This is a genomic window from Streptomyces sp. NPDC088387 (genome assembly GCF_044753385.1).
Lineage (GTDB): Bacteria > Actinomycetota > Actinomycetes > Streptomycetales > Streptomycetaceae > Streptomyces.
This window is the reverse complement of the sequence record NZ_JBIVNC010000014.1, coordinates 48,523-61,452: the sequence shown is the minus strand read 5'-3', so window position 1 is coordinate 61,452 and position 12,930 is coordinate 48,523. Positions and strand designations below refer to the sequence as shown.

Here is a 12,930-nt window from a genome sequence, read left to right as displayed (position 1 = left end):
CACAGGGTGGTTACCCGCAAGGGCCACTAGTTCCCATTGGGTACTGTTGGCGTATGGAAACCAGGTCTCCCGAATGCCACGACCCCAAGAGTGTCTACTCCGCCGCCTGTCCCTGCCGCGACATGCTGGACCTGCTCGCGAACAAGTGGAGCGCGCTCGCGCTCGGCGCGCTGGAAGAGGGGCCGCAGCGCTTCGGAGCACTCCGCGCCCGCCTGCAAGGGGTGAGCCCCAAGGTCCTCACCCAGACCCTGCGCCGCCTGGAGGACCACGGTCTCGTCGACCGCCGGGTCTACGCCGAGGTCCCGCCCCGCGTCGAGTACAGCCTGACGCCGCTCGGAAAAGACGCCTGTATCCCGCTCGCGCATCTGCGCAACTGGGTGGAGGACAACATCGGCCGGTTCCCGGAATCAGCCTGACGGGCGACGCGGGTACGAGTCTCCCGGCCCGGCCCGGTGCGGCCCAGCCGGGGTTCGGGCAGGTGCGGGGCGACGTCCTGGAACGGAGGCGTTCGTTCAGGCGGGACGGCACCCCACACCCGGTCCGTGTCGGCGATCCCGACGGAGTTCCACCGGAATACCGGACTACTGCACGATAGAGGTTATTGCATATCAACAGCAATAGGGCCTCGGGGTCGTAGGGCTCGCACTCACCGGCCGGAGGCGGCAGAGCTCGCCGGGACCGGGCTCACCGGGATGAGTTCACTGGGGCCGGGCTACTGGGACCGGGCGTCGCCCGCGAAACGCCGGCAGTCACCGCACAGGCCCCACCAGGTGATCTCCGCCTCGTCGACCGCGAAGCCCTTGGTGTCGATCGGGTCGAGGCAGGGCGCGACACCAACACTGCAATCGACGTCCTCGATGCGTCCGCAGTTGCGGCAGACCAGGTGATGGTGGTTGTCCCCGACGCGGAGTTCGTAGCGCGCCGGGGAGCCGGCCGGCTCGATGCAGCGGATCAGCTGCGACTTGGTCAGGTCCTCCAGCACGTTGTAGAGGCCCTGCCGGGACAGTCCGCTCAGCGCGGGCTTGCCCACACCGATGCGGCCTTCGAGTTCGGACGCGGTGGAGTGCGGGTTGCCGAGGAGGGCGGTCAGCACGGCGCGGCGCTGGGACGTGTTGCGCAGACCCTTGCGCTTCAGCATGTCGCCGGCAAGCTGCTCGGTGTCCATGACCCTCCCGCTCCCCACGTCCACGTCGACTCTCCGCCCGTCGGTGAATCTCCGTCCCCAGGCGGCTCACCAACCAAGCATGCCGCCTATTTGGATATAGTCAAATCTTGCCCGCGCTCGCCGCCACCCTGGCCAGCAGCGTGCCGAGGATGTCGTCCGCGTGGGTCCACGGGAGGGCGGCTCCCGCGTCCGACACAACATGGCGGCGCGCGGCGGGTATGCGCCGTGCAAGCGTGACCCCGAGGTCCGGGGAGTGGAACGGGTTCGTGTCGTGCTCGCTGTACCAGAGATCCACCGGAACCAAGACAGTGGCCGGATCGAAAGACCAGCGCATGGCGGCCAGGACGGTCTCGCGCGCATACCCGTCGGGGCCCTGGGCAAAGCCCTCGGCCAGGGCGTGTCGATAGGCGTCCCGGAAGTCCGGATCACCGAAGACTTGGTCGTCCCGGCCGCCGGACTCGCCAGTGATCAGCTCGAAGAGCGCGTCAGCGGTGGCGGCCTCCGCGAGCAGACCCTGTGCGGCCGCCGGATCCCTCGCCGCCAGCCGCACAAGCATCGCGGCCTCGGGTTCGAGCAGGTCCGTGAAGGCCGGATGCGCGATTTCGTCCGTGCCCGAGACCACGGCAACACCGGTGACCACGCCGGCCGCGGCGCAGGCGAGAGCGCAGGGCGCGCCCATCGAGTAGCCGAGAGCCGCCATACCTCGCAACCCACGAAGCCGAGCGAACTCACCGATATCCGCGGCCCAGTTGTGCAGAGTCCAGTCGGCCATGGCATCGGACGCGCCGAGGCCCGGACGGTCCACGGAGATCAGCCGTACGCCGAGCCACTGGACGGCACGCACATCGACCCCGAGCCATCTGCTCGTGGCGGACCCGGGGCAGAGCAGCACCGGCCACCCCGAGGGTGATCCCCACTCTGCCCAGCCGAGCACACGCCCGCTCGCGAGCCGGGTCTCCCCCAGCCGCCCCGGAGGCGTTACGCCTGTTGTCATCGTCCCTCAGCATTCCCGGCGCCGACACTCCGACATCCCTAAAATTGACTCACTCCACTCTAGGACCTAACTTGCCATGAGGGCGTCAATCCGGCCGCGCCGACCCACGCCCACCACTTCGACAACGCACCCCCTATCCCCGATCTTCCCCCAGGAGACACCCATGACCTGCTACGACTGCATCCAAGACGGCCACCAGGAGAGCTCCGCCGTCGGCGTGTGCGCACGCTGCGGACTGGCTTCCTGCCCCGATCACGCACACGTTCTCCAGTCCCATGTACAGCGCTCCAACGGCATGGGCAGCTCCGTCAGCCCACAGCGCGCCCGACTCTTCGTCTGCAACGCCTGCCACACGGCCGCCACGGCCTACTGAAGTACGCCCCCCACCAGCACTCCCTCCCTATATTTGACTCAGTCCACTCTTGGGCGTAGCTTCGAGGTTGGCAACATCGGTGGAGGCGGCACCCCGCCCCACCTCGGGTCCGACCGAGCGAGGGAGCGCCCATGTTCGACCCCGGTAACCATTCCGCTCACCACGGGCCCCCGCCCGCGAAGCCCCTCTCACAGCTCGGGGACGGGACCTCGGCGGGACAACAGGGCGGTGTGATCCCCCTGTTCTCGTACGGCGCCCTCCAAGACATCGGCGTCCAGGAGCAGTTCCTCGGCCGGACGGTCGACGGAACGCCGGACCACCTCCCCGGGTTCGTCCTCACGGTCGCGGAGCTCGACGACACCGACCTGATCGCGGCGACCGGCTCCGCCCGCCATCCGATGGCCGTACTGGGCACCTCGTCCGGCACAAGGGTGCGCGGCACCGTCTATCTGCTGACCGAGGCCGAACTGGACGCGGTCGACCGCCACAGCGGCGTCGGCTTCCATCGCGTCCCCGTCGAGCTCGGCTCGGGGATCACCGCGTGGGCGTATGTCGACCGACGGTACCGTCCGCCCCTGCTCAGCAGGGGTGCCGTACCCGCCGAGTCGCAGGAGTTGGCCGCCTGAGATCCAGGCGCCGAAGCCCCCAGCCCGCCCCCAGAACCCATGTCCCGGCGCACAAAGGAGAGTTCCATGACCACAACGCTGCACGATCAGCCCGTCATCTCCGCCCGTCGCCACCACGACGCCCCGTCTCCGCAGGCTTCGCGGAAGCTGTCGGCGACGGTGCAGGGGATCCTCGTCGACCTCCTTGAGCTCCAGGCGCAGGCCAAGCAGGCGCACTGGAACATCTCGGGCCGCTCCTTCCGCAGCCTGCACCTCCAGCTGGACGAGATCGCGTCCCTCGCGCGGACGCAGGCCGACACGTTCGCCGAGCGACTGCGGGCTCTCGGCGCGGCCCCGGACGGAACCACCGACACCGTCGCCCGCACCACCAGCCTGCCGGCGATCCCGACCGGAACGCTCGACAGCATGGACGGCGCACGGCAGATCCTGGGACGCCTCAACTCCGTGTCTCAGGTGCTCCGTTCGGCACACCCCGGCGTCGACCGCGAGGACTCGGCGACGGCCGATCTCATCAACTCCGCGATCGAAGAGGTGGACAAGCAGGCCTGGCTGCTGCGCGACCAGGTGCCGCACTCCTGATCCCGGCCCACACTCCCACCCCCACTGCCCCCCCCCGCTCGCCCTTACCCCCGCGGCCTCGACCCCATCGCACGCGTCACATCGATCTCGATGACCACGCGATCGGGGTTGGGCCGCGGCTGCTTGTAACGCCGGGCGTAGCGCTGCTCCGCGTCCGCCACCGACGCGGGGTCGGACCTGACCACGGCGACCCCCTCCAAGGTGGCCCAACGCGCCCCGTCCACCTGACTGACGGCAACCTTCGCGGGCGCGGCGGCGTCCAGCACATTGCGCACCTTGCGGCTCGTCCGTGAGCTGATGACGCGTGCGATTCCCGTGTCCGGGTCGTACGTCACGCCGACCGGGACCAGGTGCGGCGAGCCGTCCGGACGCGTGGTGCAGAGCGTGGCGATGTGCCGTTCCTGCCAGAAGGCCAGGAATCCGGGATCGGAGCGTACGAGGCCGTTCATCGTTGACACCCTTCGCGTGGGCCGCGTCATGGTCACTGCGTCCACGACCGGGCCCACCAAGAATAGACACGGTACAAATCAGCGAAGACCATGGGGGCGGCCCGGCTCATGTCCGGAACCGAGGGTCCTACGGCCGTCCACGCACCTCACACCGGGCTCCGGTCCGAGGAACCTGGAGGCATACCCACCGATCACTGAATCGATTGGAGCCTCCCATGAGTGAGGTCATCGCAGGTGTCACGATCCCCGACACCACCGTCGCCGCCGAAGCCACCGCCCTGATCCGGCACACCACCACGCCGCTGATCTTCAACCACTCCCGGCGGGTGTTCCTGTTCGGCACCCTTCAGGCGCGCAAGGCGGGGCTGAAGCCGGACCCGGAGCTGCTCTACGTCGCCGCGCTCTTCCACGACGCCGGTCTTGTGTCGCCGTACCGCAGCGACGACCAGCGGTTCGAGCTCGACGGCGCCGACCAGGCCCGTGCCTTCCTCCTCGACCACGGTTACAGCGCCTCGGACGCCGATGTCGTGTGGACCGCGATCGCTCTGCACACCACCCCCGAGGTGCCGTGGAAGATGGCGCCGGAGATCGCGGCGACCACCGCGGGTGTCGAGACGGACGTGCTCGGCATGCGGCTGGGCAACATCACCGAGGCCGACATCGCCGAGGTGACGAAGGCCCATCCCCGTCCCGACTTCAAGAAGCAGATCCTTCAGGCGTTCACGGACGGGTTCCAGCACCGCCCCGACACCACGTTCGGGACCGTCAACGCCGATGTCCTGGAGCACTTCGTACCCGGTTACCAGCGCGTCGACTTCGTCGACGTCATCCAGAACTCGGCGTGGCCCGAGTAGCGGGACCGGAACAGGACGGGGCGGCGGGGAGCCACGTGTGACGCACACTCCCCCGACCACCGCCCCTCACTCCTCCGCCGCGCTCCCCTTCGCCGCCGCACTCCCCTCCGCCGCCGCGTTCCCCTTCGTCTCGCGGACGACGATCCTCGCCTCCGTCTCCGTGAGCGAGACGTCGTGGCCCTTCTCGCAACGGACCACCGTGCCGAGCCGGGCACCGCAGCCGGCGTGGACGAGTTCCACCCCCGAGTTCGGCTCCTTGAGGGTCCCGCCCCACTCCATCAGGGCCGCGACCAGGGGGAAGAGCCGGCGCCCACGGGGCGTGAGGACGTACTCGTTGCGTGTGCGGGCGCCGGGTTCGCGATAGGGGCGCCGGTCGAGCAGGCCGTCGGCGACCATCTGCTTGAGGCGGCCGGCGGTGACGGCCTCGCTCAGTCCGGTGCGCCGCGCGAGATCCTCGTAGCGGTTGGCTCCGTAGTAGACCTCGCGCAGCAGGATCATGGTCGAGCGGGTGCCCACGACTTCCAGCGCCCGCTCGATGGAACACCATCCCTGGGCGGTCCAGGCGTCCCGGTCGGCGAAGGCGCCGACGCGGGTGATGACACCTTCTTCGTCCGAGGGGTGCTGTGTCACGTCTGCCATGAACACCATCCTAGAACCTGGCTCTTGCGGTACGGAGTCAGCCGCGGTCGGCGCCGGTCGACCGGACCGCGGCCTCGGTCACCGGGTCGGTGAGGCCGTCGTCCGTGCTCCGGGTACCCGCTGCCGGACAACGAGGGCCGCCACAACTCCCATGGCCAGCAGGGCGATCGCGCCGATGAGCAGGGACAGGTGCATCGCGTCGGTGAAGGCGCGCGGGACCGCGTCCGCGACAATGCGGGCGACGGGCGCGGGGAGGCTGCTGCCGCCGCCTCCGTGTGCCGCGCCGGCCACGATCTGGTCGGCGGTGCGGCTGGGCAGATCGGCGTCGACGAGCCGGTCGTGCAGATTGTTGGAGAAGTGACTCGTCAGGATCGTGCCGAGCACACTCGGACCCATGACGTTGCCGAGCTGGCGGGACATGTTGACCGCGGAGGCGGCCATGCCGGCCTGGAGCGGGGGCACGCTGCTGACCGCGGCGGCGGTCGAGGGCGCGACGAGCAGACCCGATCCGGCGCCCGCCACGAGCAGGCCGGGCCACATCGCGCCGTATCCGTCGAACGGCCCGACCGTCAGCAGCAGGAGCGAGCCGGCGCCCATGAGTCCCAGTCCGACGGCGAAGAGGACGGTGAAGCCCAGCCTGCGCACCAGGCGGGGCGCGATCGCGCTGACGGCGACGAAGCTGGCGAACATCACAAGCAGCCGGACACCCACGTCCAGCGGTCCGGCGTGGGTGACGCGCTGCATGTAGAGCACGCTGATCAGGGCGATGCCGACGAAGCCGAACAGGCTCGTGGCGGACACACCCATGACGGCGGCGAACGAGGCGCTGCGGAAGAGGCGCAGGTCGAGCATGGGGTCGTGGTGGCGCAGTTCGACCCGGACGAACAGGGCCAGCGACAGGGCGAAGACGACGTAGGCGACGAGGATCGGTGTCCGGGTGTAGCCCGTGGCGCCGCCCTGGATGATCGCGTAGGTCGCCGAGGCGAGGACCAGCGTGCCGAGGATCATGCCCGACAGGTCCAGACGGCGTGAGGGGTGCTTGCTCTCCTGGACGAAGACGGGTGACAGCGCGACGGCGAGAGCGCCGATGACGAGGTTGGTCAGGAAGACCGAGTGCCACGAGTAGTGGTCGAGCAGGGCGCCGGCGATGAGCGGGCCGGCCGCGAGGCCCAGTCCGGAGCAGGCGGCCCAGGCGCTGATGGCCGTGGTGCGCTCGTGCGGGTCGGTGAAGGTGGTGCTGACGATCGTGAGGCTGGCGGGCAGGATGGCCGCGCCGCCGACTCCCATGACCGCCTGGGCGGCGATGAGGGTGCCCGCGCTGCCCGCGAGGAACGCCCCCAGGCTCCCGGCCGCGAAGACGACCGCGCCGCCCATGAACACACGGCGTCGGCCGATCAGGTCGGCCAGGGTTCCGGCCGACATCACCAGGCTGACCACGGCCAGGCTGTACGCGCTGGTGATCCAGACCAGGGTGTGGGTCGATATGCGCAGGTCCTGCTGGAGAGAGCCGAGCGATGTGATCGTCGCGGTCACGTTGATGAAGGTCATCATCACGCCGAGGCACACGACGAGAAGTCCGAGCCAGCGGTGCTCGGGCTGTTTCGCGTGGTGAGCCGGACCGCCCGCGGACGACGTCGGTGAGGACGAAGGAGAAACAGGCTGCGCGGCAGCCACCTGGCTTCGTATTTCCATAGTCAGGACGCTACCACCTGACTATGGCCAGACGAAGTCAGATGGGGAGACCTTGACCTACCTAGGTCAGTTGACGGATGCCGGCCCAAAAGCGTGCTTCATAGGCTCCACGTCATGCCTCACCGATCAAAACCGGCCGTCGGTGGATGAACCCGCCGACCGAGCCGGCGTTTGCTCGGCCCCTATGCATGAGGAGTCTTATGAGCCCCGAGGTTTCCCGCCGAAACGCACTGGCCGCCGGCGCGGCACTGGCCGGGTCGGCGGCGCTGTCGGCCGGCGCGGCAGGAACGGCCGCCGCCGCGGCCCCCGATGGTTCCGGTGAGAAGAAGCCGAAGGTGAAGCCCACGATCGTGCTGGTGCACGGCGGCTACGCCGACTCGTCCTGCTGGAACGACACCATCAAGGAGTTGCAGAGAAAGGGCTGCACCACGATCTGTGCGGCGAACCCGCTGCGCGGCATTCCGACGGACGCCCCCTACGTCGCGAGTGTGCTGGACTCGATCAGCGGGCCGGTGGTGCTGGTCGCGCACTCCATGGGCGGCACGGTCATCACGAACGCCGCCGCCGGGAAGGCCAACGTCAAGGCGCTGGTCTACATCGCGGCGTTCGCGCCCGAGGTCGGCGAGACGCAGGGGGAGCTCATCACCAAGTTCCCCGGCAGCGAGGTCGAGCCGGTGAGTGTGCCGGTGCCGTACACAAAGCCAGACGGCACGACCGGTATCGATCTGTATCTGAGCAAGGACGGCCAGGCGGCCTTCGCGGCCGACATCTCCACCGCCGACTTCCGGGTCCTCCAGGCCACGCAGCGGCCCTTCGACGCCGATTCCTTCACCTTCCCGACCACGGCCGCGGCCTGGAAGACGATCCCGTCGTGGGGGCTGGTCGCGGGCCGCGACAAGGCGATCCCGCCGGCCTGCGAGCGCTGGATGTACCGGCGTGCGAACGCGCGCAAGGTCGTCGAAGTACCGCAGTCCTCCCACGTCGTGATGCTCAGCCACCCCCGGGTCGTCGCCGATCTCATCGGTGACGCCGCCAGGTCGGTCGCCTGACGATCGCCCAACGCGCCCCGGTCCAGACCCGCTGTCAGGACTTCTCGGAGTGGTCCGTCCCCCGCGCCGCTTCCGGCTTGGTGCCGGAGTGTGCCGGATCGGAGGCCCACGAGGACAGTACGGACAGCGCCTCGTCCGACGCCGATCCGGGGTCGGCGAGGAAGGTGAACAGGGTCTGGTCCGGGTCGTCGGGGAAGGTCAACGCCTCGGTGCGCAGCGTCAGTTCGCCCACGATCGGATGGCGCAGCACCTTCGTGTCGTGGCTTATCTGGACCACCTTCTGCACCGCCCACCAGCGGCGGAAGGGCTCACTCTTCATGGACAGCTCGCCCACGAGCTCGGCGGTACGGCTGTCGTCCGGATGCCGGGCGGCGTCCATCCGGAGCGTGCCGACGAACATGGAGGCCACCCGCTCCCAGCTGTCCGCGAAGAGCAGCCGGGCCGCCTCGTCGAGCATGATCCACCGTACGGCGTTCCGTTCCCGTACCGGTACGCCGTCGAAGTCGGCGAGCAGTACCCGTGCCATGCGGTTGGTCGCCAGTACGTCGGTACGGCGCCCCAGCACAAAGGCGGGGGTGTCGCCCAGGCGGGCCAGCAGTGCGTGCACTCCGGGCCGTACCTTCTGCACCGCTCGTGGGGTGCGCCGGCGTCCCGGGGCCGGCCGGCGTGCGACCGCGTGCAGGTAGGCACGCTCCGCGTGATCCAGTTGCAGGGCGTTGGCGAGCGCGTCGAGGACCGACTCCGACGGGGTGATGGGCCGACCCTGTTCCAGACGTGTGTAGTAGTCCACGCTGACGCCCGCGAGCGCGGCCAGTTCCTCGCGGCGCAGGCCGGGGACCCTGCGCGCCGACGCGTCGTGGATGCCCAGGGCCTCGGGGTCGGTCGCCGCGCGCCTGGCCCGCAGGAAGTCGCTGAGCCCTTCGTTCCGCTCCATGCACCCATGGTGGCCCGGAACAGGGCGAGCGCACACGTCCTGGGTGGCCCGCCGAGTCCCAGGATCGAGAAGGCCAGCTACAGGGTCCGCGGCGGGGTCGGCGAGCGGTTGGCTTGAGAGCGAGACACCGACCGGCTGTCTCGGAGCCCACCGTCCGTGCAGCACCCGCACGGCCCAGCACAGGAGTATTCGCCATGGCTTCCACCTGGCTCATCACCGGCGCGACCTCCGGCTTCGGCCGCCTCGTGACCGAACGCGCACTCGCCACCGGCGCGCACGTCATCGCCGTGGGCCGGCGCCGCGACCGCCTCGCCGAGCTGGTCGAGCAGGCCCCGGCGGGACAGGTCACCACGGTCGAGCTCGATCTGACGGCCCCCGACGCCCAGGCCGTCCTGGCCGACACGGTCCGGGCGGCGGGCGGTCTGGACGTCCTGGTCAACAACGCCGGCTACGGCCTGTTCGGGTCCGTCGAGCAGATCAGCGCCGAGGAGGCGCGGGCGATCATCGACACCAACGTGCTGGCCAACCTGACGGTCCTGCGGGCCACCCTCCCCGCACTGCGCGCCTCCCAGGGGCGCGTGCTGCAAACCTCTTCGCTGATCGGCCAGTTCGCCTGGCCGTCCTCCGGCCTCTACGCCGCCTCCAAGGGCGCCGTCGAGCTGATCAGCGAGGCCCTGGCCCACGAACTGACCCCCACCGGCGTCAAGGTCACGATCATCGAACCCGGCACGTTCGGCACCGAGTTCGCCACCAACCTCCAGGTGGTCCTCCCGAACGACGTCTACGCGCCCACCGTCGGGAAGTTCCTCAACGACTTCTCCGCGCTGCCGCCCGAGGCCTTCGGCGACCCCAACGCCGTGGCGGACGCCATCATGACGGTGTCCACCCTGGAGGAGCCGCCGCTGCGTCTGGCCGTGGGCGCCGACGCCGTGGAGAACATCCGCGCCTCGCTCCGCTCCCGCCTCGCGGAGCTGGACCGCTGGGAGTCCCTCTCCCTCACCCCGGCACGGCAGGCCGCCTGACCTCCGCCCAGCACCGGCGACCGCAGGGACGTGGAGCGTCCACGACACAGACGTTCCGCGTCCCCGCGCCCGCCCGGGTCACGGCCACCGCCACGGCCCGACGACATGTACGTCACTCATTGGCAGGAGCAGGCCCGCATCCATGGCCTCTCCCTCGCATCAGCAGGCTGACATGCATCCAGCTCACCCGGGCCGGGGCGAACCCCTTCTCCGCCTGTCCGGACCGGGCCGTGCGGCCACCGCAGGCAAACCGGTGGACCGTACTCCCACCACCGTCCGAGGCGCGCTGCCGGCCCTCCTCCCTCTCCTGGCCGTCATGATCGCCCTCGGCTCGCTCGGCGTCGCGGCGCTGCTGCCCCTGTCCGCGCACGGCTGGACGACTGCGTCACTCGGCGCGCTCGCCCTGGGGAGTGGCCGCCTCGCCCTGTCCTTGGCGAATCCTCGGCGCACCGGACGCCTCGACGTACCTGTCGCCTTCGCGACGGGCGCGGTGCTGGGGTGGTTCGGCTGGGCGGTCCTGGTGTTCGGCGCCTTCGCCGGGATTGTGATCGGCGTGGCCTGCCGCATCGGGCTCGTGCTGACGGGACGAGCCGGACACCGGGCGAGTGTGGCGTCCACCCCGTTCCTGGTGGCGGGCGCGGTTGCCGGAGTGGCGCTGCGGATCTGGGTCGCCTGAAAGCCCGGTCGGTCACCGAGAGGCACGTGATAGCGTTTTAAGATGGTTGGTCATATTGCCATGAAGGGGTGCCCCCGGTGAGCAGAAGGAGTATGCGCGAGGAGATCGTCAACGCGGCGGTCGAACAGTTCCACTCGCGTGGGTTCAACGCGGCGGGCGTGAAGGACATCACCGACGGCGCGGGGGTGCCGAAGGGGTCGTTCTACAACCACTTCGCGAGCAAGGAGGCGCTGGCCGTCGTAGCCCTGGAGCGGTACGGCGAGACCCGACGGCTCGCGGAGCTCCTCGACGCGTCCGTCGATCCGCTGCTGCGGCTGCGACAGCACTTCGAGTTCCTCCGCGACGAGAACACCGCCCGTGACTACGCGCGCGGCTGCCTCATCGGCGGCTTCGGCACGGAGATGGCCGACCACAGCGACATCATCCGCGAGGCGGTACGGGTCAGCCTGGAGCACTGGGCCCAGGCTCTCGCCGTACCGATCGCCCAGGCGCAGGAGTCGGGCCGGATCACGGCCGCCGCGGAAGCGCGGACGCTGGCCCGGTTCATCCTCAACGCCTGGGAGGGGACGCTCATCTCCGCCCGTTCCGAGCATGCGGACGACTCCTACGAGATCTTCTTCGACACCGTTTTCGGCACGCTCCTCACCTGAGCGCGCGAAACCCGGTTCGCCCTCAGGCCGCCACGTTGAGAACGACGCGGAAGCGGGCCGCGCCGGACATCATCCGCTCGTACGCCTCGGGCGCCTGGGCGAGCGGCATGACCTCGGTCATCGGGCGCACGTCCCGGGCCTCGGCGAACCGGAGGCTGTCCTCGTTGTCGATGGAGCTGCCGGTCAGGCTCCCGGCGAGGGTGCGGGTGCCGAAGATCAGTTCGGTGGTCTGCACCTCGATCGGGTCCATGGCCGCGCCGACGACCACCATGCGCCCGCGCGTGGCCAGCCCCGAGACGAGGGGCGACATCGAGGCACCGCTCGCGGCGGTCGCCACAATCGCCGCCGCGCCGCCCAGCTCCCGCAGCCGCGCGCCGGCGTCCTCGGCGGAGCTGTCGATGTAGTGGTCGGCGCCGAGCCGCTTGGCCAGCTCCGCCTTGTCCGTACCCCGGGCGATGGCGGCGACGCGGTAGCCGAGCTTGCTCGCGTACTGCACACCCAGGTGCCCGAGGCCGCCGATACCCTGCACGGCCACGAGCGCGCCCGGGGCGTACTCGATCTGCCTGAGCGCGCTGAACACCGTCAGACCGGCGCACAGCAGCGGTGCCGCGTCGATGGAGCCGATCCCCTCGGGGATCCGGACCAGACCGCTGGCCCTGGCGATCATCGACTCCGCGTAGCCGCCGTCCACGTCGCCGCCGGTCTGCGGCTGGTCCGTGCAGTTGACGAAGTCGCCACGCCGGCAGTACTCGCACACTCCGCAGTGGCCACCGAGGAATCCCACCCCCACCCGCTCGCCGACGTGCCAGGTCGTCACGCCGGGACCAACCGCGTCGATGACGCCGACGACCTCGTGCCCGGGGACCGCCGGCGAGGACGGATCGGGCCGCATGCCCTCGACGGCCAGCACGTCGGAGTGGCAGACGCCGCAAGCCTCCACCCGCAGGCGCACATGCCCGAGCGGCGGTTCCCTCAGCTCACGCTCGACCAGTGCGAACTTCCGTGCCCCTGTGACCTCGAACGCTCGGTATGTGGACATGGCACTCCTTGTGATCGGTTGCTCGCGCGCCGAATTCGCCGACGCACGTCGTCGGTGGGCAGACTTCGGACCTTCAAAATGACCGGTCGTCTTAGCTCCACAATGACCCGTCCGCAGGGGAGCGTCAAGTTCGTCCGGAGACACCTGGCGGACCCGCGTCGGGACATGCGCAATGGACCGAGTCGCAGC

At 69.9% G+C, this 12,930-nt stretch carries 16 protein-coding genes; 9 read left to right on the top strand and 7 right to left on the bottom strand.

Annotated elements, in window-relative coordinates:
- Positions 1-53: 53 nt before the first annotated feature.
- A complete protein-coding gene (locus ACIQAC_RS31225) occupies positions 54-416 on the top strand; it encodes a winged helix-turn-helix transcriptional regulator (RefSeq protein WP_402196893.1) in 363 nt (120 codons plus the stop codon).
- A 296-nt stretch (positions 417-712) separates the two neighbouring features.
- On the opposite strand, the gene ACIQAC_RS31220 is transcribed toward ACIQAC_RS31225, so the two are convergent.
- Together ACIQAC_RS31220 and ACIQAC_RS31215 are read right to left on the bottom strand one after the other, a co-directional pair.
- On the bottom strand, positions 713-1,165 hold the full coding sequence (locus ACIQAC_RS31220; RefSeq protein WP_402196890.1) for a Fur family transcriptional regulator: 453 nt from the start codon (positions 1,163-1,165) through the stop codon (positions 713-715).
- Positions 1,166-1,265: 100 nt separating this feature from the next.
- Entirely contained in the window at positions 1,266-2,159 is an 894-nt protein-coding gene (locus ACIQAC_RS31215; RefSeq protein ID WP_402196887.1) for an alpha/beta fold hydrolase, read from the bottom strand.
- A gap of 163 nt (positions 2,160-2,322) precedes the next feature.
- On the opposite strand from ACIQAC_RS31215, the gene ACIQAC_RS31210 reads away from it, so the two are divergent.
- The 3 genes from ACIQAC_RS31210 to ACIQAC_RS31200 all read left to right on the top strand — a co-directional run bounded on the left by ACIQAC_RS31210 (position 2,323) and on the right by ACIQAC_RS31200 (position 3,737).
- Positions 2,323-2,532, top strand: a complete 210-nt coding sequence (locus ACIQAC_RS31210) for a DUF2180 family protein (protein WP_402196885.1) — start codon at positions 2,323-2,325, stop codon at positions 2,530-2,532.
- A gap of 230 nt (positions 2,533-2,762) precedes the next feature.
- Positions 2,763-3,158 carry a gamma-glutamylcyclotransferase family protein gene (locus tag ACIQAC_RS31205; RefSeq protein WP_402196882.1) on the top strand — a complete coding sequence of 132 codons (396 nt, stop codon included), beginning with the start codon at positions 2,763-2,765 and terminating at the stop codon, positions 3,156-3,158.
- A gap of 66 nt (positions 3,159-3,224) precedes the next feature.
- Positions 3,225-3,737 (top strand): Dps family protein, encoded by a 513-nt coding sequence (locus ACIQAC_RS31200; protein WP_402196880.1) that lies wholly within the window; start codon positions 3,225-3,227, stop codon positions 3,735-3,737.
- A gap of 44 nt (positions 3,738-3,781) precedes the next feature.
- On the opposite strand, the gene ACIQAC_RS31195 is transcribed toward ACIQAC_RS31200, so the two are convergent.
- On the bottom strand, positions 3,782-4,186 hold the full coding sequence (locus ACIQAC_RS31195; protein ID WP_402196878.1) for a pyridoxamine 5'-phosphate oxidase family protein: 405 nt from the start codon (positions 4,184-4,186) through the stop codon (positions 3,782-3,784).
- Positions 4,187-4,401: 215 nt separating this feature from the next.
- Here ACIQAC_RS31195 and ACIQAC_RS31190 point away from each other — a divergent pair, with 215 nt between their 5' ends.
- Entirely contained in the window at positions 4,402-5,040 is a 639-nt protein-coding gene (locus tag ACIQAC_RS31190) for an HD domain-containing protein (RefSeq protein ID WP_402196876.1), read from the top strand.
- A 66-nt stretch (positions 5,041-5,106) separates the two neighbouring features.
- On the opposite strand, the gene ACIQAC_RS31185 is transcribed toward ACIQAC_RS31190, so the two are convergent.
- Together ACIQAC_RS31185 and ACIQAC_RS31180 are read right to left on the bottom strand one after the other, a co-directional pair.
- The gene (locus ACIQAC_RS31185) at positions 5,107-5,679 is read right to left on the bottom strand and encodes a winged helix-turn-helix transcriptional regulator (RefSeq protein ID WP_402196873.1); all 573 of its coding nucleotides are present in this window, start codon (positions 5,677-5,679) and stop codon (positions 5,107-5,109) included.
- 78 nt (positions 5,680-5,757) lie between these two features.
- Positions 5,758-7,371, bottom strand: a complete 1,614-nt coding sequence (locus ACIQAC_RS31180; RefSeq protein ID WP_402196871.1) for an MFS transporter — start codon at positions 7,369-7,371, stop codon at positions 5,758-5,760.
- 200 nt (positions 7,372-7,571) lie between these two features.
- On the opposite strand from ACIQAC_RS31180, the gene ACIQAC_RS31175 reads away from it, so the two are divergent.
- Complete coding sequence (locus tag ACIQAC_RS31175) at positions 7,572-8,420, top strand: alpha/beta fold hydrolase (RefSeq protein ID WP_402196870.1); 849 nt, start codon at positions 7,572-7,574, stop codon at positions 8,418-8,420.
- Positions 8,421-8,454: 34 nt separating this feature from the next.
- Here the strand turns inward: ACIQAC_RS31175 and ACIQAC_RS31170 are convergent, their stop codons facing one another.
- The gene (locus tag ACIQAC_RS31170) at positions 8,455-9,354 is read right to left on the bottom strand and encodes a helix-turn-helix transcriptional regulator (protein WP_402196867.1); all 900 of its coding nucleotides are present in this window, start codon (positions 9,352-9,354) and stop codon (positions 8,455-8,457) included.
- A 194-nt stretch (positions 9,355-9,548) separates the two neighbouring features.
- Between ACIQAC_RS31170 and ACIQAC_RS31165 the strand changes: the two genes are divergently transcribed.
- The 3 genes from ACIQAC_RS31165 (at position 9,549) to ACIQAC_RS31155 (ending at position 11,702) form a co-directional block, all read left to right on the top strand.
- Positions 9,549-10,376 carry an SDR family NAD(P)-dependent oxidoreductase gene (locus ACIQAC_RS31165; protein WP_402196864.1) on the top strand — a complete coding sequence of 276 codons (828 nt, stop codon included), beginning with the start codon at positions 9,549-9,551 and terminating at the stop codon, positions 10,374-10,376.
- A gap of 253 nt (positions 10,377-10,629) precedes the next feature.
- Positions 10,630-11,052 carry a prepilin peptidase gene (locus ACIQAC_RS31160; RefSeq protein WP_402196863.1) on the top strand — a complete coding sequence of 141 codons (423 nt, stop codon included), beginning with the start codon at positions 10,630-10,632 and terminating at the stop codon, positions 11,050-11,052.
- 77 nt (positions 11,053-11,129) lie between these two features.
- Positions 11,130-11,702, top strand: coding sequence for a TetR family transcriptional regulator C-terminal domain-containing protein (locus ACIQAC_RS31155; RefSeq protein ID WP_402196860.1), 573 nt, complete (start codon positions 11,130-11,132; stop codon positions 11,700-11,702).
- A gap of 22 nt (positions 11,703-11,724) precedes the next feature.
- On the opposite strand, the gene ACIQAC_RS31150 is transcribed toward ACIQAC_RS31155, so the two are convergent.
- On the bottom strand, positions 11,725-12,741 hold the full coding sequence (locus ACIQAC_RS31150; protein ID WP_402196857.1) for an alcohol dehydrogenase catalytic domain-containing protein: 1,017 nt from the start codon (positions 12,739-12,741) through the stop codon (positions 11,725-11,727).
- Positions 12,742-12,930: the final 189 nt, after the last annotated feature.

Excerpts from the sequence above, each read along its gene's own strand:
- ACIQAC_RS31165 (WP_402196864.1), top strand. The coding sequence starts at position 9,549 with ATGGCTTCCACCTGGCTCATCACCGGCGCGACCTCCGGCTTCGGCCGC.
- ACIQAC_RS31225 (WP_402196893.1), top strand. The coding sequence starts at position 54 with ATGGAAACCAGGTCTCCCGAATGCCACGACCCCAAGAGTGTCTACTCC.
- ACIQAC_RS31215 (WP_402196887.1), bottom strand. The coding sequence starts at position 2,159 with ATGACAACAGGCGTAACGCCTCCGGGGCGGCTGGGGGAGACCCGGCTC.
- ACIQAC_RS31150 (WP_402196857.1), bottom strand. The coding sequence starts at position 12,741 with ATGTCCACATACCGAGCGTTCGAGGTCACAGGGGCACGGAAGTTCGCA.
- ACIQAC_RS31210 (WP_402196885.1), top strand. The coding sequence starts at position 2,323 with ATGACCTGCTACGACTGCATCCAAGACGGCCACCAGGAGAGCTCCGCC.
- ACIQAC_RS31180 (WP_402196871.1), bottom strand. The coding sequence starts at position 7,371 with ATGGAAATACGAAGCCAGGTGGCTGCCGCGCAGCCTGTTTCTCCTTCG.
- ACIQAC_RS31200 (WP_402196880.1), top strand. The coding sequence starts at position 3,225 with ATGACCACAACGCTGCACGATCAGCCCGTCATCTCCGCCCGTCGCCAC.
- ACIQAC_RS31195 (WP_402196878.1), bottom strand. The coding sequence starts at position 4,186 with ATGAACGGCCTCGTACGCTCCGATCCCGGATTCCTGGCCTTCTGGCAG.
- ACIQAC_RS31220 (WP_402196890.1), bottom strand. The coding sequence starts at position 1,165 with ATGGACACCGAGCAGCTTGCCGGCGACATGCTGAAGCGCAAGGGTCTG.
- ACIQAC_RS31175 (WP_402196870.1), top strand. The coding sequence starts at position 7,572 with ATGAGCCCCGAGGTTTCCCGCCGAAACGCACTGGCCGCCGGCGCGGCA.
- ACIQAC_RS31190 (WP_402196876.1), top strand. The coding sequence starts at position 4,402 with ATGAGTGAGGTCATCGCAGGTGTCACGATCCCCGACACCACCGTCGCC.
- ACIQAC_RS31170 (WP_402196867.1), bottom strand. The coding sequence starts at position 9,354 with ATGGAGCGGAACGAAGGGCTCAGCGACTTCCTGCGGGCCAGGCGCGCG.
- ACIQAC_RS31185 (WP_402196873.1), bottom strand. The coding sequence starts at position 5,679 with ATGGCAGACGTGACACAGCACCCCTCGGACGAAGAAGGTGTCATCACC.